The 23,542-nt window shown below is 72.8% G+C and carries 24 protein-coding genes; 13 read left to right on the top strand and 11 right to left on the bottom strand.

What is annotated here, in order from left to right; translation table 11 throughout:
* From EBH09_RS31740 to mug, 9 genes are all read left to right on the top strand, one after another.
* Positions 1-1,164, top strand: a 1,164-nt coding sequence (locus tag EBH09_RS31740) for an adenosylmethionine--8-amino-7-oxononanoate transaminase (protein WP_121750299.1), incomplete at its 5' end; no start/stop codon positions are given.
* Between the two features lies 1 nt (position 1,165).
* Entirely contained in the window at positions 1,166-1,882 is a 717-nt protein-coding gene (bioD, locus tag EBH09_RS31735) for a dethiobiotin synthase (RefSeq protein ID WP_121750298.1), read from the top strand.
* Positions 1,883-2,419: 537 nt separating this feature from the next.
* Positions 2,420-3,109, top strand: a complete 690-nt coding sequence (locus EBH09_RS31730) for a class I SAM-dependent methyltransferase (RefSeq protein WP_121750297.1) — start codon at positions 2,420-2,422, stop codon at positions 3,107-3,109.
* Between the two features lie 78 nt (positions 3,110-3,187).
* Positions 3,188-3,613, top strand: a complete 426-nt coding sequence (locus EBH09_RS31725) for a GNAT family N-acetyltransferase (RefSeq protein WP_121750296.1) — start codon at positions 3,188-3,190, stop codon at positions 3,611-3,613.
* Between the two features lie 143 nt (positions 3,614-3,756).
* Positions 3,757-5,103: a hemolysin family protein gene (locus EBH09_RS31720; protein WP_121750295.1), complete on the top strand. Its 1,347-nt coding sequence runs from the start codon at positions 3,757-3,759 to the stop codon at positions 5,101-5,103.
* Positions 5,100-6,149: a hemolysin family protein gene (locus EBH09_RS31715; RefSeq protein ID WP_121750294.1), complete on the top strand. Its 1,050-nt coding sequence runs from the start codon at positions 5,100-5,102 to the stop codon at positions 6,147-6,149. Before EBH09_RS31720 ends, EBH09_RS31715 begins: the two co-directional genes overlap by 4 nt.
* Positions 6,150-6,227: 78 nt before the next feature.
* Positions 6,228-7,010 carry an SGNH/GDSL hydrolase family protein gene (locus EBH09_RS31710; RefSeq protein ID WP_121750293.1) on the top strand — a complete coding sequence of 261 codons (783 nt, stop codon included), beginning with the start codon at positions 6,228-6,230 and terminating at the stop codon, positions 7,008-7,010.
* 85 nt (positions 7,011-7,095) lie between these two features.
* The gene (gene purB / locus EBH09_RS31705; protein ID WP_121750292.1) at positions 7,096-8,538 is read left to right on the top strand and encodes an adenylosuccinate lyase; all 1,443 of its coding nucleotides are present in this window, start codon (positions 7,096-7,098) and stop codon (positions 8,536-8,538) included.
* A gap of 53 nt (positions 8,539-8,591) precedes the next feature.
* Complete coding sequence (gene mug, locus EBH09_RS31700) at positions 8,592-9,092, top strand: G/U mismatch-specific DNA glycosylase (protein WP_121750291.1); 501 nt, start codon at positions 8,592-8,594, stop codon at positions 9,090-9,092.
* 19 nt (positions 9,093-9,111) lie between these two features.
* On the opposite strand, the gene EBH09_RS31695 is transcribed toward mug, so the two are convergent.
* The 3 genes from EBH09_RS31695 to EBH09_RS31685 are packed head-to-tail and all read right to left on the bottom strand — an operon-like array spanning position 9,112 to position 11,258.
* Positions 9,112-9,552 (bottom strand): hypothetical protein, encoded by a 441-nt coding sequence (locus EBH09_RS31695; protein WP_121750290.1) that lies wholly within the window; start codon positions 9,550-9,552, stop codon positions 9,112-9,114.
* 57 nt (positions 9,553-9,609) lie between these two features.
* Positions 9,610-10,335, bottom strand: a complete 726-nt coding sequence (locus tag EBH09_RS31690) for an ABC transporter permease (RefSeq protein WP_121750289.1) — start codon at positions 10,333-10,335, stop codon at positions 9,610-9,612.
* A gap of 2 nt (positions 10,336-10,337) precedes the next feature.
* On the bottom strand, positions 10,338-11,258 hold the full coding sequence (locus tag EBH09_RS31685) for an ATP-binding cassette domain-containing protein (protein WP_121750288.1): 921 nt from the start codon (positions 11,256-11,258) through the stop codon (positions 10,338-10,340).
* A 107-nt stretch (positions 11,259-11,365) separates the two neighbouring features.
* On the opposite strand from EBH09_RS31685, the gene EBH09_RS31680 reads away from it, so the two are divergent.
* The 3 genes from EBH09_RS31680 to EBH09_RS31670 all read left to right on the top strand — a co-directional run bounded on the left by EBH09_RS31680 (position 11,366) and on the right by EBH09_RS31670 (position 14,455).
* Complete coding sequence (locus EBH09_RS31680; RefSeq protein ID WP_121750287.1) at positions 11,366-12,523, top strand: histidine kinase; 1,158 nt, start codon at positions 11,366-11,368, stop codon at positions 12,521-12,523.
* Between the two features lie 14 nt (positions 12,524-12,537).
* Positions 12,538-13,200, top strand: coding sequence for a response regulator transcription factor (locus tag EBH09_RS31675; protein ID WP_121750286.1), 663 nt, complete (start codon positions 12,538-12,540; stop codon positions 13,198-13,200).
* 100 nt (positions 13,201-13,300) lie between these two features.
* Entirely contained in the window at positions 13,301-14,455 is a 1,155-nt protein-coding gene (locus EBH09_RS31670) for an ROK family transcriptional regulator (RefSeq protein WP_121750285.1), read from the top strand.
* A gap of 112 nt (positions 14,456-14,567) precedes the next feature.
* Here EBH09_RS31670 and EBH09_RS31665 read toward each other — a convergent pair whose 3' ends face one another.
* Complete coding sequence (locus tag EBH09_RS31665) at positions 14,568-15,329, bottom strand: GntR family transcriptional regulator (protein ID WP_121750284.1); 762 nt, start codon at positions 15,327-15,329, stop codon at positions 14,568-14,570.
* A 200-nt stretch (positions 15,330-15,529) separates the two neighbouring features.
* Entirely contained in the window at positions 15,530-16,417 is an 888-nt protein-coding gene (locus tag EBH09_RS31660) for an RNA polymerase sigma-70 factor (protein WP_121750283.1), read from the bottom strand.
* Between the two features lie 189 nt (positions 16,418-16,606).
* Between EBH09_RS31660 and EBH09_RS31655 the strand changes: the two genes are divergently transcribed.
* On the top strand, positions 16,607-17,485 hold the full coding sequence (locus tag EBH09_RS31655; RefSeq protein WP_193776637.1) for an alpha/beta fold hydrolase: 879 nt from the start codon (positions 16,607-16,609) through the stop codon (positions 17,483-17,485).
* Here the strand turns inward: EBH09_RS31655 and EBH09_RS31650 are convergent.
* The 6 genes from EBH09_RS31650 to EBH09_RS31620 form a co-directional block, all read right to left on the bottom strand.
* Positions 17,437-18,306, bottom strand: coding sequence for an alpha/beta fold hydrolase (locus tag EBH09_RS31650; RefSeq protein WP_121750281.1), 870 nt, complete (start codon positions 18,304-18,306; stop codon positions 17,437-17,439). The two genes, EBH09_RS31655 and EBH09_RS31650, sit on opposite strands and share 49 nt — an antisense overlap.
* Positions 18,307-18,817: 511 nt before the next feature.
* Positions 18,818-20,086: a beta-ketoacyl-[acyl-carrier-protein] synthase family protein gene (locus EBH09_RS31640; RefSeq protein ID WP_121750280.1), complete on the bottom strand. Its 1,269-nt coding sequence runs from the start codon at positions 20,084-20,086 to the stop codon at positions 18,818-18,820.
* Positions 20,083-20,340: a phosphopantetheine-binding protein gene (locus EBH09_RS31635; RefSeq protein ID WP_121750279.1), complete on the bottom strand. Its 258-nt coding sequence runs from the start codon at positions 20,338-20,340 to the stop codon at positions 20,083-20,085. Before EBH09_RS31635 ends, EBH09_RS31640 begins: the two co-directional genes overlap by 4 nt.
* Positions 20,341-20,444: 104 nt before the next feature.
* Entirely contained in the window at positions 20,445-21,563 is a 1,119-nt protein-coding gene (locus tag EBH09_RS31630; RefSeq protein WP_121750278.1) for a 2-oxo acid dehydrogenase subunit E2, read from the bottom strand.
* Complete coding sequence (locus EBH09_RS31625; RefSeq protein WP_121750277.1) at positions 21,560-22,573, bottom strand: transketolase C-terminal domain-containing protein; 1,014 nt, start codon at positions 22,571-22,573, stop codon at positions 21,560-21,562. Before EBH09_RS31625 ends, EBH09_RS31630 begins: the two co-directional genes overlap by 4 nt.
* On the bottom strand, positions 22,570-23,541 hold the full coding sequence (locus EBH09_RS31620; protein WP_121750276.1) for a thiamine pyrophosphate-dependent dehydrogenase E1 component subunit alpha: 972 nt from the start codon (positions 23,539-23,541) through the stop codon (positions 22,570-22,572). Before EBH09_RS31620 ends, EBH09_RS31625 begins: the two co-directional genes overlap by 4 nt.
* Between the last annotated feature and the right edge of the window lies 1 nt (position 23,542).

Below are 23,542 nucleotides of genomic sequence, written 5' to 3'. Positions count from 1 at the left end.
CGGCTGTGTCCGGCCGACGGCTCGGGCGAACTCGTCGACGGCATGTCGTCCTGGTGGTCGGCGATCCACGGCTACAACCACCCGGTGCTGAACGAGGCCGCCCGCGACCAGCTGGACCGGATGAGCCATGTGATGTTCGGCGGGCTCACCCACGAGCCCGCCGTGCGGCTGGCGAAGCTGCTTGTCGACATGTCACCCGAGGGCCTGGAGCACGTCTTCCTCGCCGACTCCGGGTCGGTGTCGGTCGAGGTCGCGGTCAAGATGTGCCTCCAGTACTGGCGATCACTGGGCCGCCCCGCGAAACGCCGCCTGCTGACCTGGCGCGGTGGCTATCACGGCGACACCTGGCAGCCCATGTCCGTGTGCGACCCCGAGGGCGGGATGCACGAGCTGTGGGCGGGCGCCCTGCCGAGCCAGGTCTTCGCGGACGCGCCGCCGGCGGAGTACGAGGAGTCGTACGCGGATCACCTGCGCGCGCTGATCGAGCGGCACGCCGACGAGCTGGCCGCGGTGATCGTCGAGCCGGTGGTGCAGGGCGCCGGCGGGATGCGCTTCCACTCCCCCGCGTATCTGCGGGTACTGCGGGAGGCGTGCGACGCGCACGGCGTGCTGCTGGTGTTCGACGAGATCGCGACCGGGTTCGGGCGCACGGGCGCGTTGTTCGCGGCGGAGCACGCGGCGGTGACGCCGGACGTGATGTGCGTGGGCAAGGCCCTGACCGGCGGCTACCTGACGATGGCGGCCACGCTGTGCACGTCACGGGTGGCCGACGGCATCTCGCGGGGCGAGGTGCCGGTGCTGGCCCACGGGCCGACGTTCATGGGCAACCCACTGGCGGCGGCCGTGGCGTGCGCGTCGATCGGGCTGCTGCTCGGGCAGGACTGGCTCGCGGAGGTCAAGCGGATCGAGGCGGGTCTGCGGGACGGTCTGGCGCCCGCCGCCGCACTGCCGGGCGTGACGGACGTACGCGTCCTCGGGGCGATCGGCGTGGTCCAGCTCGACCACGCCGTCGACATGCGGGCGGCGACGGAGGCGGCCGTGCGCGAGGGCGTGTGGCTGCGGCCGTTCCGCGACCTGATCTACACCATGCCGCCGTACGTCACGGGCGACGCGGACGTGGCGCGGATCGCCCGCGCGGTGTGCGCGGCGGCACGGGAGGGATGACATGCCGGTACTGGTGATCACGGGCACGGGCACGGAGATCGGCAAGACGGTCGTGACCGCCGCCGTCGCCGCGGCGGCGCTGGCGGGCGGCCGGTCGGTGGCCGTGCTGAAGGCCGCGCAGACGGGCGTGCGGCCGGACGAACCGGGGGACGCCCAGGAGGTGGCGCGCCTCGCGGGCGCCGTGACGGCGGCGGAAGTGGCGCGGTATCCCGAGCCGTTGGCGCCGGGGACGGCGGCGCGCCGGGCCGGCCGGGCGCCGGTGCACCCGCAGGAGGTGGCGGAGGCCGCGGACAAGCTGGCGACCGAGCACGACCTGGTGCTGGTCGAGGGCGCGGGCGGCCTGCTCGTGCGCTTCGACGCGGCCGGCGGGACGCTGGCGGACGTCGCCGGGCTCCTCGGAGCGCCGGTGCTGCTGGTGGCATCGGCCGGACTGGGCACGCTCAACACGACGGAACTGACGGCACGTGAACTGCGCTCCCGAGGGCTGGAGCTGCCGGGCGTCGTGATCGGCAGCTGGCCCGGCGCCCCGGACCTCGCCTCGCGCTGCAATCTCGCGGACCTCCCGGTCGTGGCCGGAGCTCCCCTGCTCGGCGCCCTGCCCGCCGGAGCGGGCTCCCTCCCGCCGGGCGCCTTCCGATCGACCGCGCCGCACTGGCTGGCACCCCGGCTGGGGGGCACGTGGGACGCGGACGCGTTCCGGACCCGGGAGGCACCCTGACGGGGCGCTCGCGGGCCGGCCACCTCCACGTCCGAGGCCCCGCGCCGGCGGCGGCACCGGATCCCGGACACATTCAGGAGCCGACCGGCGCAGCCGACTTTCACCGGCGGGAGACCCGGCACCGGCGCCGCCACCGGGCCCGGACTCGTTCCGGAGCCGACAGGCACGCCCACCGGCGCGGCCGGCCCTCACCGGCCGTCTTCCGGTCGACGGCACCGCGCCGGCCGGTACCCCCGGCGGGGACACCCGCGCCCCGGAGCCCGCTCTCGGCCCGGAGGCATCCGGTCGGCGGTACGGCTCGAGGCGGCCGCCGGCCGGGGCGCGGCGGGCAGAGGGGCGGCCGTCTCCTGCCCTCCATCCGAGGGCGTGTCCTTCCGGTCGGCGTCTGCGGCCGTCCGCGGAGCCCGGGGCGCTGACGCGGAGCACGCCACCGCCGCCGGCCGGCCCGCCGCCGGAAACGAGCCGTCCGCGCGGTGGGTGCGCGGGGCTCGTACGGGGGACAATCGCGGTAAGGCACCACCTCGTGAGGGAGGACCCATGGCGCTGCGATCCGCCCGTGCCCGCGGAGTGCCGCGGGACGCCGTGCACCATCCGATGTTCGCCCGCTGCTACGCCCGGTTCAGCGTGAGCGCCGAGACGCGGATGGGGATGGGGAGCGTGCGCGAGCGGCTGCTCGCCGGGCTGTCCGGTCGGGTGATCGAGGTCGGCGCGGGCAACGGGCTGAACTTCGCGCACTACCCGGGCACCGTCTCGGAGGTCGTGGCCATCGAACCGGAGCGCGTGCTGCGGCAGTTGGCCGTGGAGGCGGCGCTGCGCGCCCAGGTGCCGGTCGACGTGGCGCCGGGCGCGGCCGAGGCTCTCCCGGTCAAGAGCGAGGCCTTCGACGCCGCCGTGGTCTCGCTCGTGCTGTGCAGTGTCCGCGACGTCCCGCGGGCTCTCGGGGAGCTGCGGCGGGTGCTGCGGCCCGGCGGACAGGTGCGGTTCTTCGAGCACGGCCGGGGCGGTGGGCGGGTGATGACCTTCACTCAGCGCGCGCTGGACCGGACGCTGTGGCCTGCGCTGTCCGGCGGCTGCCACCTGTCCCGCGAACCGGTGGCCTCGCTGCGGGACGCGGGATTCGCGCTCGGGCCCTACCGGCGGGTGATGATGCCGGAGAACGGGCCGGCGCTGCCGAGTTCGTACTGCGTGCTCGGCACGGCCTGGCGGCCGCCCGAAACCGAGGGGTAGTCACCCGCTCCAGCGGCGCGGCTCGTCCGCATGCCGGAATGCCGGGTGGCGGCCGGACGCGCGTGATGGGATCGCCGCATGATCGAATCGCGCGTACGGGCCGCCGGGCCCGAGGATCTGGACGCCGTGCTGGCCTTCTGGAAGGTGGCCGCCGAGGGGACGAGCATCAGCGACGACCGGGAGGGCGTGGAGCGGATGGTGGCCCGCGACCCCGAGGCGCTGCTCCTGGCCGAGCGGGGCGGGGACCTGGTGGGCACGGTGATCGCGGGCTTCGACGGCTGGCGCTGTCATCTCTACCGGCTGGCGGTGCACCCGGACCACCGGCGTCAGGGCATCGGCTCGGCGCTGCTCACGGCCGCTGAGGAGCGGTTCGTACGGCTGGGCGGGCGCCGCGGGGACGCGATGGTGCTGCGGCGCAACGAGCGGGCCCAGCATGCCTGGCGGGCGGCCGGGTACGCGCCCGAGGAACAGTGGCGACGCTGGGTGAAGCCCCTCATCGGCTGAAAGGTGTGAGCACCGGCGCATGAGCGAGTCCGCATCGGCGATTCTCCGGGCGCCCACCCTGGCGCCACACCTGGGGCCTCCCCCGGCGCACGACATCGCGCGATCCTCCACGTCCTGGCTGATCATGGCTCCGAGGTGACCCGATGACCGAAGTGCTCCTGCTGCTGGTGGCGATCGCGCTCTCGCTCGTGTGCGGCGCCTTCGTCGCGGCCGAGTTCTCGCTGACCACCGTCGAGCGCGGCGAACTGGAGCGAGCGGCGGCGCGCGGTGAACGGGGCGCGACAAGCGCCCTGAAGGCCGTACGGAACCTGACCTTCCAGCTCTCCGGGGCGCAGCTCGGCATCACGGTCACCAACCTGGTGGTCGGCATGCTCGCCGAGCCCTCGGTCGCGGCGCTCATCTCGGGCCCGCTGGAGAGCGTGGGGGTGTCGCGCTCGGCGGCCTCCTCGCTGGCGCTGGTGCTGGGCACGGCCCTGTCGACGGTCTTCCTGATGATCGTCGGCGAGCTGGTGCCGAAGAACTGGGCGATCTCCTCACCGCTGGCCGTCGCCAAACGGGTGGGCGGCCCGCAGCGCTGGTTCAGCGCCGCCTTCCGGCCCTTCATCACCCACCTGAACAACACGGCCAACCGCATCGTGCGCGCCATCGGTATGGAGCCCGCCGAGGAGCTGGCCTCCGCGCGCGGGCCGCAGGAGCTGGCGGCGCTCGCCCGGCACTCGGCCAAGGAGGGCGCGCTGGAGGCCGACACCGCCGAGTTGTTCGTACGGACCCTGAACCTGGCCGACCTGACGGCACAGAACGTGATGACGCCGCGCGTGCAGGTCGTCGCCCTCGACGCCCGGGCGACGTGCGAGGACGTGGCGAACGCGACGCGGGCGACCGGGTTGTCCCGGTTCCCCGTCTACCGGGACACCCTCGACGCCGTGGTGGGCACCGCGCACGTCAAGGACGTCCTCGCGGTGCCCGCCGAGCGGCGGGCCGGCATGCCGGTCGCCGAACTGATGCGCGAGCCGCTGCTCGTCCCGGAGTCACTGACCGTCGACCGGCTGCTGGACCGGCTCTCCGGGCGACGCACGATGGCCGTCGTGATCGACGAGTACGGCGGGACGGCGGGCGTGGCCACGTTGGAGGACATCGTCGAGGAGGTCGTCGGCGAGGTGCGGGACGAGCACGATCCGCACGAGACGCCCGAGCTGGACACGGCCGGCACCGACGAGCAGGGGCACGCCCTGTACTGGGCCGACGGCGCGGCCCGCGTGGACCGGCTGTCACGCCTGGGGCTCAGGGTGCCCGAGGGGCCGTACGAGACGGTCGCCGGGCTGGTCGCGGCCGGTCTTGGGCACATCCCCGCCGTCGGCGACACCCTGGAGGTCGCCGGCTGGCGGCTGGACGTCGTGGACGCCACGGGTCGCAGGGCGGCCCGGGTACTGCTGCACGCGCCGCTCGACGACGCGCGCGCCACCGAGGGCGAAGGGGAGGCCGGCCGGTGACCGCCGTACAGCTGCTGATCGGTCTGGCGACGCTCGTCGTCAACGCGTTCTTCGTGGGCGCCGAGTTCGCGCTGATCTCCGTGCGCCGCAGTCAGGTGGAGCAGCACGTCGAGGCGGCGGCAGCAGGAACAGCGGGGACGACGGGGGTGGAGGGCGACCGGCGTGCGAAGAGCGTGCTGTGGGGTCTGGAGCACGTGTCGGCGCTGATGGCGGCGGCACAGCTGGGCATCACGCTGTGCACGCTTTTCCTCGGTGTGGTCGCGGAGCCGGCGATCGCGCACCTGTTGGAGCCGGTGTTCCACGCGGTGGGCATGCCGTCCGGCGCGGGGCACGCGGTGTCCTTCGCGATCGCCCTCGCGCTGGCGACGTATCTGCACATGCTGCTCGGCGAGATGGTGCCGAAGAACATCGCGCTGGCCGAGCCGGTGCGCAGTGCGCTGCTGCTCGGACCGCCGCTGGTGGCGCTGTCCCGGGCGCTGCGCCCGGTGATCTTCACGGTCAACGCCTTCGCGAACGCGCTCCTCAAGCTGCTCAGGGTCGAGACGAAGGACGAGGTCTCGGCGACCTTCACGGACGCTGAGCTGGCCGAGATCGTCAAGGACGCCAGTGAGGCCGGGCTGATCGACGACCGGGCCCAGGAGCGGCTGCACGACGCACTGGAGCTGGGCCGGCGGCCGGTGCGGGACGTGGTGCTGCCGCTGGAACGCGTCGTCCACGCGCGCGTCGGCATCACTCCGGAGCAGTTGGAACGGCTGTCGGCGGAGTCCGGGTTCTCACGTTTCCCGGTGGTGGACGACGGGCGGCGGATCGTCGGCTACCTGCATGTGAAGGACGCTCTGGACGCCTCGCCGCGGGACCTGCCGTTCCGGCTGCGGGACATGCGGTCCATCGCGCGGGTCCGGGAGCGGACCCCGCTGGACGACGTGCTCACCGCGATGCGCCGCAGCCGTACTCATCTGGCGGCCGTGATCGGCTCCGACGGGCGGCTTGCGGGTCTGGTGACCATGGAGGACGTGCTGCGGGAGCTGTTCGGGCAGCGGACGTGAACCTCCCCAGGAGTCTCCCAGGCCCGGCGGAGGGCGACCGACCGACGGGTATGTGCAGGCGCTACCATTTCTGTCGCCATGCAGACGAATCCCACTCACGCCAGCCTCGTCACTGTCGGTGACTCCTTCACCGAGGGCATGTCGGACCTGCTGCCCGACGGCTCCTACCGGGGCTGGGCCGACCTCCTCGCCGCTCGGATGGCCGCCCGGTCCCCCGGTTTCCGGTACGCGAACCTGGCGGTGCGCGGGAAGCTGATCGGGCAGATCGTCGACGAGCAGGTCGACGTGGCGGCGGCCATGGGAGCCGACGTGATCACGCTGGTCGGCGGGCTCAACGACACACTGCGGCCCAAGTGCGACATGGCCCGGGTGCGGGACCTGCTGACGCAGGCCGTGGAGCGGCTCGCGCCGAACTGCGAGCAGCTGGTGCTGATGCGCAGTCCGGGCCGTCAGGGTCCGGTGCTGGAGCGGTTCCGGCCGCGTATGGAGGCGCTGTTCGCCATCATCGACGACCTGTCCAAGGAGTACGGTGCCGTGGTCGTCGACCTGTACGGGGCGGACTCGCTGGCCGACCCGCGCCTGTGGGACGTGGACCGGCTGCACCTGACCGCCGAGGGACATCGCCGGGTCGCGGAGGCCGTGTGGCAGTCACTCGGCTACGAACCCGAGGATCCCGAGTGGCACGCGCCGATCCCGGCGACGCCGCCGCCGGGTTGGATCATGCGCCGGACCGCGGACGTCCGGTTCGCCCGGCAGTACCTGCTGCCCTGGATAGGGCGCAGGCTGACGGGCCGGTCGTCCGGGGACGGCCTGCCGCCCAAGCGTCCGGAACTGCTGCCGTACGAGGACCTGGCGCCGTGATCCCCGGGACCGCACGCCCTTCGTAGGTTCCGACGAAGGGCCCCGTGGGGCTGGCCTGCAGGAATCGCCAGTAGAATCCGTTCACGTGACTTCCGCTCCCGCCAAGCCCCGCATCCCGAACGTCCTCGCCGGACGCTACGCCTCCGCCGAGCTCGCCACGCTCTGGTCGCCCGAGCAGAAGGTGAAGCTCGAGCGGCAGCTCTGGCTCGCCGTGCTGCGGGCCCAGAAGGACCTGGGCATCGAGGTGCCCGACGCCGCGATCGCCGACTACGAGCGCGTCCTCGACCAGGTGGACCTGGCCTCGATCGCCGAGCGCGAGAAGGTCACGCGGCACGACGTGAAGGCGCGGATCGAGGAGTTCAACGACCTCGCCGGGCACGAGCACGTACACAAGGGCATGACCTCCCGCGACCTGACGGAGAACGTCGAGCAGCTCCAGGTCCGGCTGTCGCTCGAACTGATCCGCGACCGCTCGGTGGCCGTCCTGGCCCGCCTCGGCAAGCTGGCGGGCGAGTACGCCGAGCTGGTCATGGCCGGCCGCTCCCACAACGTCGCCGCTCAGGCCACGACGCTGGGCAAGCGCTTCGCCACCGCCGCCGACGAGCTGCTCGTCGCCCACGGCCGGGTGGAGGAGCTGCTCGGCCGCTACCCGCTGCGCGGCATCAAGGGCCCGGTCGGCACCGCCCAGGACATGCTGGACCTGCTCGGCGGGGACGCGGGCAAGCTCGCGGAGCTGGAGCAGCGGATCGCGGTACACCTGGGCTTCTCGCAGGCGTTCACCTCGGTCGGCCAGGTCTACCCGCGCTCGCTGGACTACGAGGTCGTCACCGCGCTGGTGCAGCTCGCGGCGGCGCCCTCCTCGCTGGCGAAGACGATCCGGCTGATGGCGGGGCACGAGCTGGTCACCGAGGGCTTCAAGCCCGGCCAGGTCGGCTCCTCGGCGATGCCGCACAAGATGAACACCCGCTCCTGCGAGCGTGTCAACGGCCTGATGGTGATCCTGCGCGGCTACGCGTCGATGACCGGCGAGCTGGCGGGCGACCAGTGGAACGAGGGCGACGTCTCCTGCTCGGTGGTGCGCCGCGTGGCCCTCCCCGACGCGTTCTTCGCCCTCGACGGGCTGCTGGAGACCTTCCTGACCGTGCTCGACGAGTTCGGAGCCTTCCCGGCCGTCGTGGCCCGGGAGCTGGACCGCTACCTGCCGTTCCTCGCCACCACCAAGGTCCTCATGGGCGCGGTGCGGGCCGGTGTCGGCCGCGAGGTCGCGCACGAGGCGATCAAGGAGAACGCCGTGGCCTCCGCTCTGGCGATGCGCGAGCAGGGCGCCGAGCGCAACGAGCTGCTCGACAAGCTGGCCGCCGACGAGCGCATCCCGCTGGACCGGGCCGGGCTGAACGCGCTGATGGCCGACAAGCTGTCCTTCACGGGCGCCGCGGCCGACCAGGTCGGCGTGCTCGTCGGCCGGATCGAGGAGATCGTCAAGCAGCACCCGGCGGCCGCGGGCTACACCCCGGGAGCCATCCTCTGACGCGCTTCACCAGGGCCGAGCTGGAGGCCGCCCGCGACCGTCTCGTACCGGACGTGGTCGCGGACGGTCTCCACGTGCTGTTCTGCGGGATCAACCCGGGTCTTACGACGGCGGTGACGGGCCACCATTTCGCCCGCCCCGGCAACCGCTTCTGGCCGGTGCTGCATCTGTCCGGCTTCACGCCGCGGCTGCTGAAGCCGTCGGAACAGGGTGAGCTGCCCTCGTACGGGCTCGGGATCACGAACGTCGTCGCGCGGGCCAGCGCGCGGGCGGACGAGCTGACCGCCGAGGAGTACCGGGAGGGCGGCCGGCTGCTGGCGCTGAAGGTGGCGCGGCTGCGGCCCCGTTGGCTGGCCGTGGTCGGTGTCACCGCGTACCGCGCGGCGTTCGACGACCGGAAGGCGCAGGTGGGTCCGCAGGAGCGGACGATCGGGAACACGCGGGTGTGGGTGCTGCCCAACCCCAGCGGGCTCAACGCGCACTGGACGGCGCAGACGATGGCGGAGGAGTTCGCGCGGCTGCGGGTCGCGGCGGAGGCGGAGACAGAGGCGTAGGTGTGGGCATGGGGAGCCGTCACGGTGGCACCTGCTCCGTGACGACGGCCAGCAGCCGCACCTCGTCCGTCTCGTCCCGGTCTGCGACGGCCACCGCGACCCAGCGGCCGGTGCCCGCCGCCTCCCACAGGTACGCCGCGCCCGCGCGGGCGCTGAGTCCGGCCCACGGCTCCGGTATCTCCTCCTCGTCGGTCCGCAGCAGGACCGTCTGCAGGTTCCAGGGATCCGTCTCCCCCCAGCGCGTGGCCAGGCGCTCGTAGAGTCCGTCGCGGTATTTCTCGTACTGCCCCACCGTCACCGCCCGCTCCCCCTGGTCGCCGCCGCGCAGGCCGTGGCTGCTCTCCAGCACCGCCACGAAGTGGCCCGGCCCCCCGGCGCCCCCGGTCGGCGGTCCGTGCTCCGCCGGGAAGGGCCGGAAGCACAGCTCGTCGATGAGGGCGATGTGCCGCGCGATGTCCATGCGGTCCAGTAAACCGGCCGCCACTGACAATTGGCGGGGCGTCAGCATCGGACGGCGTCAGGCGTCCCGGCGGTGGAGCCGCCAGGCGCCGGCGAGGAGGGCCGCCGCCGCCCACAGCGCGGTCACCGCGAGGCCCGTCCAGGGCCCGAGATTCCCGTCGTGCGTCTGGTGCAGGGCGATCTGCCCGGCCTTGTCCGGCAGGAAGTCGGCGGCACTGCCCGCCGCATCCCCGATCACGAAGGACACGATGAGGATGAACGGGATCAGAGTGGACAGGGTGGCCACGCCGCTGCGGAACAGGGCGGTGAGACCGGCTGCGAACAGGGCGATCAGCATGAAGTAGAGGCCGCAGCCCAGCACACCACGGACCTGCTCGCCACCGGTGAGGCCGTCGGCCGACGAGCCGAGTCCCGCTCGCGCCGCGAGCAGGGCGGCGAGGGCGGTGACCAGCCCCACGGCGAGGACCGGTGCGGCTATGACCGTCAGCTTGGCCGCGAACCACCGTCCGCGCTGGGGAACGGCGGCCAGGGAGAGCCGGATCCCGGCCCCGTGGTACTCGGACGACACGGCCATGGCACCGAAGGCGATCGCGGCGATCTGTCCGGGCATCACGCCGGACAGGGACGTGAACAGCGGGTCGAGGTCCGGTTCGGTCCCGTCGGTGGAGCCGGCCAGCGCGGAGAACGCCGTGGTGACCGCGAACACGGCCAGCAGGGTGCCGCACAGCGAGCGCAGGGTGAGCACCTTCAACGCCTCGGCGCGGAGTACGGGCGTGAACTTCATGGTCAGGCCTCCTGGGGCCGCGCGGCGAACTCGGTTTCGGTGGCCGTCAGGTCGAGGTAGGCCTGTTCCAAAGTTCCCTGGTCCGAGGAGAGTTCGAGGATCGGTACGCCCGCGCCTGACAGGAGGCGCCCGACGGCGTCCACGCGCGCGTGCCGCACGGTCCAGCAGCCGTCGTCGTGCTCCACGGCGTCGTGGCCGTGCCGGGCGAGAGCGGCCTTCAGCGCGGTGGTGTCCGACGTACGGATGCGGACACACGGCTGCACGCGAGCGTCGATGAACTCCCGCATCGGCGTGTCGGCGAGCAGCCGGCCGCAGCCGAGGACGATCAGGTGGTCGGCGAAGGACGCGGTCTCGTTCATCAGGTGGCTGGAGACCAGGACCGTGCGCCCCTCGGCCGCGAGCCGGCGCAGCAGTCCGCGGATCCAGATGATGCCCTCGGGGTCCAGCCCGTTGGAGGGCTCGTCCAGCATCACCACCTCGGGATCGCCCAGCAGCGCGGCGGCGATGCCCAGCCGCTGTCGCATGCCCAGGGAGTACGTCTTCACACGGTGGCGCGCCGCCGACGCGATCCCGGTCTCCTCCAGCACCTCGTCGACCCGGCGCGCGGTCAGCCGGTTGCTCGCCGCCAGGACACGCAAGTGATCCCGGCCGGTGCGCGAGCCGTGGGCGGCGCTCGCGTCGAGCAGCGCGCCGACGTGCCGCAGCGGCTCGTGGAGGGCGGCGTAGGGACGGCCACCGACGGTCGCCGCCCCGGACGTCGGCCGGTCGAGGCCCAGGACGAGCCGCATGGTGGTGGACTTCCCGGCACCGTTCGGGCCGAGGAATCCGGTCACCCGGCCGGGGTGCACGGTGAAGGTGAGGTCGTCGACAGCTCGTCGGGTCCCGTGTTCCTTGGTGAGGTTCTGGACTTCGATGCTGGTCATGGCAACAGCCTCGCCCGTCGTGACGGGCCGGGTCCTCCCCCGCCGGCGGGCCGCGCCTCCCCCGTGCGGGGGAGTTCGCTGTCGGTGAGCACTGGCAGGATGAAGCGATGGCACGGTTTCTGCGCCCGCTGCTCCGTGGGACGACGTACACACGCCTGCTGCACCTGTGGACGCCGATGGCGGCCTACAGCCTGTGGATGTTCGTCCAACCCGGGGTGCACTGGGTGCCGGTGCTCGCCGTGGTGCCGATCGGTCTGATACCGGCCGTGCGGTTGGGCGAGGGGGTTCAGGCACGGTTCCTGCTGACGCCTGGAGCGCCCGAGCCCGGGTTCTCCGCACGGCCTGCCACGACCTGGCGGGACCGGTTGCGGACCGTGCTGTGGCTGGAGGTACGCCTGGCGCTCGGCGCGGTCGTCGTGGTCGCCACGGTCTGGCTGCCGATCCTCTCGTACACCGCCGCCTCCTGCGCCGTCGGCCATGTGCCCGAGGACATGCGGGCCGTGACGGGTACGGAACCGCACTGGGCCTACGCCCTCCTGGTGCCGATCCCGCTCATCGTGCTCTACGGGGTGGTGGTCGGCCTCGGTGAACTGGCCACCGTCGTCGCGAGGCGGCTGCTCGGGCCTTCGGCCGCCGAGCGCCTGGCGACCCTGGAGGAACGCACCGAACAACTCCTGGAGCGCAACCGCATCGCCCGCGAGCTGCACGACTCCATCGGCCACGCGCTGACCGTCGCCGTCGTGCAGGCCGGCGCCGCCCGCGCGGCGAACAGCGCCGAGTTCACCGACCGGGCCCTGACCGCGATCGAGGAGACCGGCAGAACGGCCCTGGAGGACCTGGAGCGGGTGCTCGGCGTCCTGCGGGAGGCGGAGAAACCCGTGAGCGCCAGACCGACCCTCGCGGACGCCGCCCGTCTCCTGGAGCCCGCCCGCGCGTCGGGGGCCAAGGTCGACGCCGACGTCACGGGCCCGCTGGAGACCCTGCCGGGCCCGGTCTCCCGCGAGGGCTACCGCATCCTCCAGGAGGCGCTGACCAATGTGCTGCGGCACGCGGGGGCGGTGCCCGCGCGGGTCCGCGTCGAGGTGGCGAACGGCGCGCTCACCCTGGAGGTGCGCAATCCGCTGCCGGACGGGACAGTCGCGCCCGGACGCGGCAGCGGGCTGCGCGGGATACGCGAGCGGGCCGCGCTGCTGGGCGGGCGGGTCCACACGGGGCCCGACGGTGCCGGGGACTGGCAGGTGCGCGTCGAGCTGCCGCCGGGCTGATCTACGCTGGCCGGATGCCGGTCAGAGTGCTCCTCGTCGACGACGAACCCCTCGTACGCGCCGGCCTGCGGGCCGTGCTGGAGGCGCAGCCGGACATCGAGGTGGTCGGCGAGGCGGCCGACGGGGCGGCGGTCATTCCGCTGGTGCGGCAGGTACGGCCGGACGTGGTCGCCATGGATGTCCGGATGCCGCTGCTGGACGGCATCGAGGCCACGCGCGCGCTGCTGCGGACGGTGGCCGATCCGCCGAAGATCCTCGTCGTGACGACCTTCGAGAACGACGAGTACGTGTACGAGGCGCTGCGCGCGGGCGCCGACGGGTTCCTGCTGAAGAGGGCCCGGCCGGCCGAGATCGTGCACGCGGTGCGGCTGATCGCCGAGGGCGAGTCCCTGCTGTTCCCCGCCTCGGTGCGGCAGCTCGCCGCCGAGTACGGCGACGGCGGCGGGAACCGCGCGGCTCGCGCCGTGCTGGAGCGGGCGCAGCTGACCGAGCGGGAGGGCGAGGTGCTGCGGCTGATGGCGCGCGGGTTGTCGAACGCGGAGATCGCCGCCCGGCTGGTCGTCGGCACGGAGACGGTGAAGTCGCACGTGAGCTCGGTGCTGGCGAAGGTGGGCGCGCGGGACCGCACGCAGGCGGTGATCACGGCGTACGAGTCGGGGTTCGTGGCGCCCGGCTGAGGCACCCGGCAGGCAGCCGCACGGGCGGACCGGCACTCGCCGGGGCGGAGCGGGCCGAGTACGATCCGGCCAACACGCGCACGAGCTGGGAGGACGGACGTTGGGCGGGCTGACCGGCGGGGATCCGTCGCTGCTGCGGAGGATCAACTCCGCTGTGGTGCTGCACGCGTTGCGTGCCACGGACTGCGCGACGCTGACCGAGATCACCCGGGTGACGGGGCTGTCCCGGCCGACCGTCGAGGGGGTCGTCGAGGGGCTCATCGAGGCCGGTCTCGTCGTCGAGGCGGCCGCCGACGAGGGCACGGCGCGACGACAGGGGCGGCCCGCACGGCGGTTCAGGTTCCGGGCGGAGGCCGGACATCTGCTGGGTCTCGAGATCGGACCGCACCGTGTCGCCGCGCTCCTGTCCGGCCTGGACGGCCGGGTCATCGGCGCGCAGGCCAAGGACGTCGACGAGACCGCCCCGGCGGACGAGCGGCTGGAGCGGCTGCGCACCGCGGTCGCCGAACTGCTGCGCCGGGCCGGTGTCGCGCGCGGCTCGCTGCGGGCCGTGGGCGCGGCTACACCCGGGATCGTCGAGGCGGACGGAACGGTGCGGCTGAGCACCGCGCTGCCCGAGTGGACGGGGCTGCGCCTGGGCGAGCGGCTGAGCCGTTCCTTCAAGTGCCCGGTGCTGGTCGAGAACGACGCGAACGCGGCGGCGGTCGCCGAGCACTGGAAGGGCGCCGCCACCGAGTCCGACGACATCGTGTTCGTGCTGGCCGGACTGAGCCCGGGCGCCGGGGCGCTGATCGGCGGGCGGCTGCACCGGGGCTACGGCGGGGCGGCCGGCGAGATCGGCGCGCTGCATCTGCTGGGCCGTGACGTGACGCCGGAGACGCTGCTGTCCACCACGGGCCGGCCGCTGCACCCGCTGGACGAGCAGGCGGTCGCCAGGGTGTTCGCCGAGGCCCGTGAGGGCGACCAGCGGGCACGCGCGGCCGTCGAGCGTTTCATCCAGCGGCTGGTGCACGACGTGGCGGCACTGGTGCTGGCCCTCGACCCGGAACTCGTCGTCGTCGGCGGCTGGGCGGCCGGGCTGGACGGCGTACTGGAGCCGCTGCGCCGGGAGCTGGCCCGCTACTGCCTGCGCCCGCCGAAGGTGGCCCTGTCGCTCCTCGGCGAGGCCGCCGTGGCGACGGGCTCGCTGCGACTGGCCCTCGACCACGTGGAGGAGCAGTTGTTCGCGGTGGAGGGGGCGACGGCCCGGCGCTGAGCCGCGCCGGGCCGAGGGACGCCGCCACGATCCGGCCGGGCCACCGATCACCGTCGGCACCGCCCGCCCGGAGCGTCCATCCGTCCGGTGCGGGGCCGGGGCCGTCCGGGACTCAGGAGGCGCGGGTCTCGGGGCCGTGGTGGATCTCCACGTCGCCAAGGTCCCCGAACGTCAGCCGACAGGTGTCCGCGCGGTAGGTGGCGACGGAGAGCGCGGCGGTGCGGCCCCCGGCGAGGTAGCGGGTGGTGACCACGAGGACGGGCGCTCCCGGGAGCCGGTCCAGTTCCTTCGCGTCCTCCGCTCCGGCCGACCCCAGCTCCACGGCGCTCTCCCGCCGCTCCAGTTCCCCGCGCTGCAGTTCGCGGAGCACGGCCCGCGCGCGTGCGACGCCGGAGGGAGCGTCGATGGCGGTGAGGTCGGGCACCGAGGACGGCGGGACGTAGAGCAGCTCCGCCGCTACGGGCTGGCCGTGCGACACCCGGGAGCGGCGGACGATGTGCACGGGCTCGTCCCGGGCGGTGTCCAGGGCCTCGGCGACGGCCGCGGGCGGAGCGGCCGGCACGCAGTCGGCCGGTTCCCAGGCGTCGTCTGCCGTTCCCGGCCAGGCGTGCCGCTCGCTGCCGACGGCCACGCCGACGCGCGGCGGGGCGACGGTCGTGCCGACGCCTCGGCGGCGCTGGAGCCTGCCTTCCAGTTCGAGCTGCTCCAGGGCCTGCCGGAGCGTGGCGCGGGCGACGCCGAAGCGGGCGGCGAGGTCGCGCTCGTTGGGCAGGACCTCGCCCACCGAGAACTCCGAGTCCAGGGCCTCGCTGAGCACGGTCCTGAGATGCCAGTACTTCGGTTCCGGCACCGATTCCAACTGCGTGGTCCCCACCCTGTCCTCCGCAATCGCCGTGGTCCGGCGGCGTTTTGACGCCCTTGTTTATTAAAGGTTGTTGCAGTTCTCTGCGACCATAAAACGGCCCGCACCCTTGGTCAAGACCAATCCCGCGACAGGACGGCGAAGCCCCCGTCGCGAGACGGGGGCTCGGGGCGCGGCGGACTGCGGGCGGGAGGCGCGCTTATGGCGTGCGGCTAGGCGAGAGTGTCCAAGGCGCGCAGTTTGTCGGGGTTGCGAATGATGTACACCGACTGGATGCGTCCGTCGGCCACGTCCAGCTGGAAGACGGAGTCGGGCCTGCCCCCGGACAGGGCCAGCAGGGCCGGGCCGCCGTTGAGCTCCAGGAAGCGGAAGGAGAAGTCCGGGATCCCCTTCCGCGCGGCGCCGAGCAGGAAGCGGCCCACCTTGTCGGAGCTCTCCAGCACGCGCAGCGGCGCCTTGGACTTGCCACCGCTGTCGCCCACCAGCCGGACGTCCGGCGCGAGCAGCGCCATCAGCCCTTCCAGGTCGCCGTCGGCCGCGGCGGCGAGGAAACGTTCGGTGAGGTCCCGGCGCTGCGCCGGGTCGACGTCGTAGCGGGGCCGCCGCTCGTCGACGTGCTTGCGGGCCCGCCCGGCGAGCTGGCGCACCGCGGCCTCCCCGCGCTCCAGCATGGCGGCGATCTCGGCGTACGGGTAGCCGAACGCCTCCCGCAGGACGAAGACCGCCCGCTCCAGCGGTGACAGCGACTCCAGGACGACAAGCACGGCGAAGGACACCGAGTCGGCGAGGACGGCCCGCTCGGCGGTGTCCGGCACGGCGTCCCCGAAGTCGGTGACGTAGGGCTCCGGCAACCAGGGACCGACGTACGTCTCGCCCCGCGACTTGATCTGGCGCAGCCGGTCGATGGCGAGGCGGGTGGTGACGCGCACCAGGTATCCGCGCGCCTCCCGGACGCCGGACCGGTCGGCGCCGGACCAGCGCAGCCAGGCCTCCTGGACGACGTCCTCCGCGTCGGCGAGGCGGCCGAGCATGCGGTAGGCGACCCCCAGGAGGACGGGTCGGTGCTCTTCGAAGACGTCGGTCGCGGTTTCGGTGGCCACCGCACCATCCCAGCGGATGCGTCCGGCCGTGTCCAGGTGGAATCGCCCCGCCCGGGGCCGACCGGCGACCGGGGGCTACCCGTCGGTAGCTCTTACTGACAAGGTGTCTGCGCAACGTCGTCGTTCATTCGTTCCCACGACATGTGTTCCCACAACACGTGTTCCCGACAAGGAGCAACAAGGAGCCCCATGTCCGCAACGCTCTCCTTCACGGCCCCCACCGAGCACGGCCCGCAGGACATCACCCTCGCCTACGCGCGCGTGGGTGAGGGCGAGCCGCTGCTACTGCTGCACGGCATAGGTCACCACCGGCAGGCCTGGGACCCGGTGGTCGACATCCTCGCGACCGAGCGCGAGGTGATAGCCGTGGACCTGCCGGGGTTCGGGCAGTCGTCCGCGCTGCCGCACGGCCTGCCGCACGATCTGCCGACGACGAACGCGATACTCGGCGCCTTCTGCGCGGCGCTGGGGCTCGACCGGCCGCACGTTGCCGGCAACTCGCTGGGCGGTCTGCTGGCCCTGGAGCTAGGTCGCGAGAACCTGGTGCGGTCGGTGACGGCCCTGTCCCCGGCCGGCTTCTGGACGCAGGCCGAGCGGCGCTACGCCTTCGGCGTCCTGATGGGGATGCGCCGGACCGCCCGGAGCCTGCCCCTCCCCCTGGTCGAGCGGCTGTCCCGCACCGCGGTCGGCCGCACCGCGCTGACGAGTACGATCTACGCCCGTCCCGGCCGCCGCTCCCCCGAGGCGGTCGTCGCCGAGACGCTGGCGCTCGCACACGCGCAGGGGTTCTCCGAGACGCTCCGGGCCGGACGGAGCGTGCTGTTCACCGATGACGTCCCCGGCATCCCCGTCACCGTGGCGTGGGGCGCCCGGGACCGGCTGCTCCTGCCCCGGCAGGGCATACGCGCCAAGCACGCCATTCCGCGGGCCCGACTGGTGCGGCTGCCCGGCTGCGGCCACGTCCCGATGAACGACGACCCGGCACTGGTCGCCCGCGTCCTCCTGGACGGCAGCCGTGCTCAGTCGGCCAGGGCCTTGAGAACCTCGTTCAGCACGGTCGCGTTGTAGGGCATGCTCACGTGCGGGGTGTGGTCGTCCGGGTCGATGTCCTGCAGGACGATGTTGTTGACGTAGCGACCCTCGGTCTTCGCGAGGGCGCACGACGTGTACGGAGTGACCACGTCGTCGTACTGGGTGGCGATGACGGTGTGGCGGACGCCCTCCGTCGTCTCGCCGAGATCGGCCAGCTCGCGTTGGAAGGGGTGGTCGTGCTGGAGTTGCGGCCAGGCCGGCACGACCTCCCCGACGGCGCCCTGTTCGAGGAGCTCCACCGCACCGGAAATCTGGCGGGCGAGGTTCATCAGCCCCTGGGCCGTGACTCCGTGGTTGCTGGGCGCGATGCCGACGAAGTTGTGCACTTTGGGCCCTCCGCCCAGGGCGTTCAGGTAGTAGCGCGGCATCATGCCGCCCTGCGAGAAGCCGACGACGTCGACCTCCTGGGCGCCGGTCCGCCGCAGCACCTCGTCGACGAAGTCCGCGAGTTGCCGGGCGGAGTGCTTGATGTCCCCCAGGCCGAAGATCACGGGGTTGCCGTGCTGGCCGTAGTCGAGCCGGAAGACCCGGTGACCGTGCTGCCGTAGCAGCGGTGTCGCCGTGTTCCAGGTGTAGCCCCGGTTGCCGAACGTGCCGTGCACGAGCACCACCGGACGCGGATGCTCCTCGGACGGTGGGGCGTTCCAGTCGTCCTCTCCCGCTTGTACGTCGACGGTCGCGATGACCTGCGCTCCGGCCGCCTGGGCCACCGCGCCCAGGCGGTGCGGGGCCTCGGTGATGTCCGTGACGACGTCGTCCGAGTTGGCACCGGGGATGCGGGGATTGAGGAAACTCACGATGTTCTCCCTTTCGCTGGGGAATGGCGCTGAGTTCGATCCGACTCCTCAGTCTCGCGTCCATCGAATTCCGTAACGCCCCCTCGACCGGGGGCAGGAATTCACTCCCTCACGGCAGCTGCAGATGCGGCTGCGTTGTGTGTTGAGGCTGGTCAGCGAGATGGCGGGGGTCTGCGGGCATGGTCACGGCCATCGTGATCATGAACTTTCGTGACGATGCTTCAGAACCAGATGGCCGTGGAGGCGCCACGCTGGCCGAGCGGGAGCGGACAGCGGCGTCGGGGGCGGTGACCGGTGAGATCGCGCACGCCCGGCGAGATCCGTACCTGCCTCCGAGCCTTCTCCGAGCTGTCCCGATCGGCTGTGCGCGGAGCCGAAGCCCGCGCCCTGATCGCGAAGGCTCTCGCTGCCCTCGGCGGAGGCGCGGGCTGAGCGCGCTGGGCTCGTAGCGGGATCGGCGGCGGCCGGCGGAGAGGTCGTTCGGATGGCCGCTGCCGCCGCCTGGAGATGCTCACGGTGAAGGAGCGGCTGGCTCCCGGGCCGGTTCGGTGGGGCAGCTTCTGAAGGCGAGTACGGCGTTGTGGCCGCCGAAGCCGAAGGAATGGCTCAGGGCGAGGTCGACGGGCTGCGCCCGGCTGGTGCCGGTGACGGCGTTGATCTCGGCGTCTCCTTCCTGTTTTTCGAGGTTGGCCACTGGAGGCACTCGGCCGTGGGCCACGGACAGGGCGGTGATCGCCGCTTCGACCGCCCCGGCCGCGCCGAGCAGGTGGCCCAGGGTGCCCTTGACCGAGGTCACGGAGGGCTGGTGAGGGAAGAGGCGACGGATCAGACGGGCCTCGGCGGCGTCGTTGAGCGGCGTGCTGGTGCCGTGCGCGTTGATGTGCTGCACGTCCGCGGGGCGGGCGCCGGCGTCATCGAGGGCCCGCCGCACGGCGAGGGCGGCACCCTTGCCCTCGGGATCGGGTGCCACGGGGTGGTGGGCGTCGGACGATGCTCCGTAGCCCGCCAGCAGGGCGTAGCCGGGGCGTCCGCGGGCCCTGGCCGCACTCGCCGGCTCCAGGACGAGGGCCGCACCGCCCTCCGCCATGACGAAGCCGTCCCGGGCGGTGTCGAAGGGCCGGGAGGCGGCCCACGGGTCGTCGCCGCGCCGGGACAGCGCGCCCATCCGGTCGAAGCCGGTGACCCAGAAGGGCTGTACGACCGCGTCGGAGGCCCCCGCGACGGCGATGTCGCAGGCCTCGGAGCGCAGGAGTTGCAGGGCGGTGCCGATGGCGGTGGCGCCGGAGGCGCAGGCGGTGACCGTGCACAGCGCCGGACCCCGGGCACGCAGGTGGATGGTGAGCTGTCCGGTGGCCATGTTGGGCAGGAACATCGGCAGCAGCAACGGTGAGACGCGCGCCGTGCCCAGTTCGAGCAGTTTGCGGTGCTGTTCCAGCATGGTGCCGGTGCCGCCGGCCGAACTGCCGAAGACCACCGCGACGCGGTCCGCGTCCCAGTCGGCCGGGTCCAGGCCGGCGTCGGAGACCGCTTCCAGGGCGGCGTAGAGGGCGAACTGGGTGAAGCGGTCGTACTGCCAGGGGCGTGAACCGGGGACGTGACCGCGGGGGGAGAAGTCCGGTACGAGGCAGGCGAAGTCGACCGGGAGCCCCTTGAGTTCGGGGACGTGCCGGGCGGTGGGGCGGCCCGCGCACACGCCGTCCCAGGTGGCCTCGCGGCCGGTGCCGGCCGGAGTGACCAGGCCGATACCGGTGACGGCGACGTCGGGACGGGCGCCGGTCACGACTTGACGGCCTCGGCCATGAGGTCGGCCACGCCGGCCAGGGTGAGGTCCGGGTCGGCCTCGCCGTCCTGTACCTCGATGCCGAGTTCCTCGGTGAGTACGACGAACAGCTCCACCACGGCCAGCGAGTCGAGGTCCAGCTGCTCGAAGGTCGCGGTGGGGACGATGGCCTCGGAGGGCACTTCGAACTTCTCGCTGAGAACCGAGGCGAGCAGGTCGTAGGCGCGGCTGTGGGGGGTGGTGTCGGTGGTCATGTCAGGGGTGTCCTTTCCGGTCCGACGGGCGGTGCCCCGGCGGTGGTGGGGTCCGGTGTGGTGGGGTTCCGTGGTGGCGGGGTTCCGTGGTGGCGGGTCGGCGGTCAGCCGAGCGCGGCCGGTGCCTCCAGCTCCGCCTTGACGTCCTCGAGCAGGGCCATCGCGTCCCTGCCGTTGACCACCCGGTGGTCGTAGACCAGGCCGAGATGGACGAACCGGTGGGTGCGAGGGGTGCCCTGCGCGTCCAGGAGCACCTGGTCGTCGACGGCGCCGATGGAGATCACGCAGGTCTGGCCGGGGAAGACGATGGGGGTGGCCAGGACCATGCCCTCCGTGGTGTGCGGGGCGACCATGATGTTGGCCCCGGTGAGTTCGGCGGACTGGAACGTGCCCCGGAACGCCTTGCTCCGGAAGCCGGTCAGCAGGTCGGCGATCCGGTCGCTGCTCAGCTCGGCGGCGTCGTGCACCACCGGGGTGTACAGACCTCGGCCCGCGTCCATGGTGACGCCCACATGGGCCCGTTCGCTCTCGCGTACCGCGCCGTCGTCGGTGAGCGCGGCGAACATCAGGGGGTGTGCCGCGTGCCGGCGCGCCACCGCCTTGATCAGCAGGACGGGCAGGGAGACGAAACTGCCGGTGCGCTCGGACAGCCGCCGGGCCAGTTCCTCCGCCTGTCCGACGTCGACCTTGGCGTAGGCGGCCGCGGCCGGAACGGTCCGCATCGACTCGGTCACCACCGCCCCCACCGTCCGCTGTCGCTTCGACAGTTGGCGCTGGGGGGAGGGGGGCACCGACGCGGCCCGCCGCACCAGGGCCTCGACATCGGCCGTACGGATCACCGTGCGCCCGAGACCGCGCAGCTCGGCCTCGGACACGCCGTGCCGGTCGGCGAGCGCACGGGCCGCGTTGGTGATGCTCAGCTCCGCGCCGGGGGGTGCGGATGTCACCGTCGGGGTAGCGGCCGACGCCCGGTAGGAGTCGCGCTCGTCGGCCGACTCGAAGAGGTAGGCGATGGTCTGCCCCGGCCTGCAGTCCTGGCCGCCGCCGACGAGGACGTGCAGGATTCCGGGGCCGGTGCTCTCGATCTCCTCACTGGCCTTGGAGGTCTCCACGACCGCCAGCGGTTCCTCGCCCTCGATGCTGCTGCCGTCGGGGACGAGCCACTCGACCAGGGTGTAGCTGGAGTCGTTCGTGTTGAGCGTGGGCAGCTCGATGCCGATCACTTCGTCGCCTCCATGATCGCGCGGTGGATGGTGGACGGCTGGAGCAGCACGTCGTGCTCCAGGTGCGCCGCGGTCGGTACGATGCTCGGCTCGGCACTCAGCGGCAGCACCGGGCGGGCCAGTCGGCTCCACAGCTGCTCGTGGAGTTGCTGTGCGAGCAGCTCGCCCCAGGTCCCGTCGGCCGTGGAGTCCTCCAGGACACAGATGCGGTCGGCACGGGACAGCACCGGGAGCAGCGCCTTGCTGTCGAAGGGGTAGAGCTGGGAGGGCACCAGCAGTTCACACGTGATCTCCTCTTCGAGGAGCAGGGTGCGCAGGGCGGTGACGGCCCGTTCGGTGAGCCCGCCCGGGGCCAGGACGATCCAGTCGGGGGGCCCGCAGTCCGGCGCGAACACCCGGGCGGTCTCGCTGGGATCGGCCAGCACCTCGTAGCGGAAGAGGTCGTCCACGACCCCGTCCTGGTACATGGCGCGGGTGTAGAGCACCTTGTCCTCGAAGAGCACACCGGGCTCCTCGCGGTCGAGCATCGCGGTCAGTACGCGCTGGTTGTCGTGGAACGGGGAGACTTCCCGCAGGTGCAGCGAAGGAATGCCGAGGAAGTGCTTCTGCAGGCTCTGGCTGTGCGTCGGGCCGTACCCCCGGTTGCCGCCGGTAGGGCAGCGGACGACCATGCTCATCGGGACCCTGCGGCCGTACATCGACACGGACTTGGCGGCGAAGTTCAGCAGCTGGTCGAAGGCCAGCGCGGCGAAGTCCGAGAACATCATCTCGACCACGGACCGGTTGCCGGACAGGGCCAGGCCCGCGCCCACGCCGGCGATGCCGCCTTCGCTCAGCGGTGAGGAGAGCACCCGGTCCGGGAAGCGGTCGGAGAGCCCTCGGGTCACTTTGAACGCCCCACCGTAGGGGTCGGCGACGTCCTCGCCGATCAGATACGTGCCGGGGTGGGCGCCGAGGAGGTGGTGCAGTGCGCTGTTGAGGTTCTCGGCCACGCGCTGGCGCCTGGTCATCGGGCCTCCCATCGGGACGCCGGACGCGCGCCGACCTCTCGTACGACGGCGGCGACGGCCTCCGCCTGTGCCTGGTCGGCGGCGGCGAACTGCGCGGGATGGTCCCGTCGGTAGCGGCGGTACCAGTCGTGCCGGGCCGCTCGCTCACGGACCTCGGCCGCGCGGGTGTCGTCCCCCTTGCTGTGCGGGCCCACACGGTGGGTGACGCACTCGACCACGTACGGCCGGTGCCGGTCGCGGACCTGTTCGACCACGGGGGCGAGGGCGGCGCGTACGTCGGTCACGTCCACGGAGTCGATCCGCAGGTGGCCGACGCCGAAGGCCGCCGCCCGGGTCGCGACGGTGCCGGACATCTGCCGCTCGGTCGGTGTCGACTGGGCGATCCCGTTGTGCTCCACCACGACGAGCACCGGGACCTGCCACAGCTGCGCCATGTTGAGCGCCTCGTACACGGCGCCCTCGCCCCAGGTGCCGTCGCCGATGTGGACCACCGCGATCCGGCCCGGCTCGGCCCGCTTCAGGTGCAGGCCGACTCCCACGGCGACGGGCAGGCTCTGGCCCTGTACGCCGGTCGACAGGTAGCGGTCGCGGTAGATGTGCTGGCTGCCGCCTACACCGTGGCAGACGGCACCGGCCCGCCCCATGATCTCCGCGAGCAGACCGTGCGGGTCGTGGAAGCGGGCCAGGTAGTGGCCGTGCCCGCGGTGGTTGCTGAAGACGTAGTCGCCCTCGTCCAGCAGCGGGTAGAGCGCGACGGGGATGTACTCCTGGCCGAGGCAGGTGTGCGTGGTGCCGTGCAGCCGGCCCTGGGAGAACAGCTCCAGCACCGCCAGTTCGAAGTGGCGGATCATCAGCAGGGTGCCGAGATCGGCGTCGGACAGACGGGACAGGGGACGGGCCACGACACCGGCTTCGGGTTCGCCGGTGGGCCTGTGGTCGACCGCGGGGGACGCGGACGTGACGTTCATG

The sequence above is a fragment of the Streptomyces sp. E2N166 genome, from assembly GCF_003671715.1.
In the GTDB taxonomy this organism is placed as follows: Bacteria; Actinomycetota; Actinomycetes; order Streptomycetales; family Streptomycetaceae; genus Streptomyces; species Streptomyces thinghirensis.
The sequence above is the reverse complement of the archived record's forward strand: the minus strand, read 5'-3'. Positions and strand labels throughout refer to the sequence as shown.

What these genes read in the sequence shown, in the direction of transcription:
- EBH09_RS31655 (WP_193776637.1), top strand. Translation starts at nt 16,607, where the DNA reads ATGTCCGCAACGCTCTCCTTCACGGCCCCCACCGAGCACGGCCCGCAG.
- EBH09_RS31730 (WP_121750297.1), top strand. Translation starts at nt 2,420, where the DNA reads ATGGCGCTGCGATCCGCCCGTGCCCGCGGAGTGCCGCGGGACGCCGTG.
- EBH09_RS31625 (WP_121750277.1), bottom strand. Translation starts at nt 22,573, where the DNA reads ATGACCAGGCGCCAGCGCGTGGCCGAGAACCTCAACAGCGCACTGCAC.
- EBH09_RS31680 (WP_121750287.1), top strand. Translation starts at nt 11,366, where the DNA reads ATGGCACGGTTTCTGCGCCCGCTGCTCCGTGGGACGACGTACACACGC.
- EBH09_RS31710 (WP_121750293.1), top strand. Translation starts at nt 6,228, where the DNA reads ATGCAGACGAATCCCACTCACGCCAGCCTCGTCACTGTCGGTGACTCC.
- EBH09_RS31685 (WP_121750288.1), bottom strand. Translation starts at nt 11,258, where the DNA reads ATGACCAGCATCGAAGTCCAGAACCTCACCAAGGAACACGGGACCCGA.
- bioD (WP_121750298.1), top strand. Translation starts at nt 1,166, where the DNA reads ATGCCGGTACTGGTGATCACGGGCACGGGCACGGAGATCGGCAAGACG.
- EBH09_RS31675 (WP_121750286.1), top strand. Translation starts at nt 12,538, where the DNA reads ATGCCGGTCAGAGTGCTCCTCGTCGACGACGAACCCCTCGTACGCGCC.
- EBH09_RS31635 (WP_121750279.1), bottom strand. Translation starts at nt 20,340, where the DNA reads ATGACCACCGACACCACCCCCCACAGCCGCGCCTACGACCTGCTCGCC.
- EBH09_RS31690 (WP_121750289.1), bottom strand. Translation starts at nt 10,335, where the DNA reads ATGAAGTTCACGCCCGTACTCCGCGCCGAGGCGTTGAAGGTGCTCACC.
- EBH09_RS31720 (WP_121750295.1), top strand. Translation starts at nt 3,757, where the DNA reads ATGACCGAAGTGCTCCTGCTGCTGGTGGCGATCGCGCTCTCGCTCGTG.
- EBH09_RS31620 (WP_121750276.1), bottom strand. Translation starts at nt 23,541, where the DNA reads ATGAACGTCACGTCCGCGTCCCCCGCGGTCGACCACAGGCCCACCGGC.
- EBH09_RS31695 (WP_121750290.1), bottom strand. Translation starts at nt 9,552, where the DNA reads ATGGACATCGCGCGGCACATCGCCCTCATCGACGAGCTGTGCTTCCGG.
- EBH09_RS31725 (WP_121750296.1), top strand. Translation starts at nt 3,188, where the DNA reads ATGATCGAATCGCGCGTACGGGCCGCCGGGCCCGAGGATCTGGACGCC.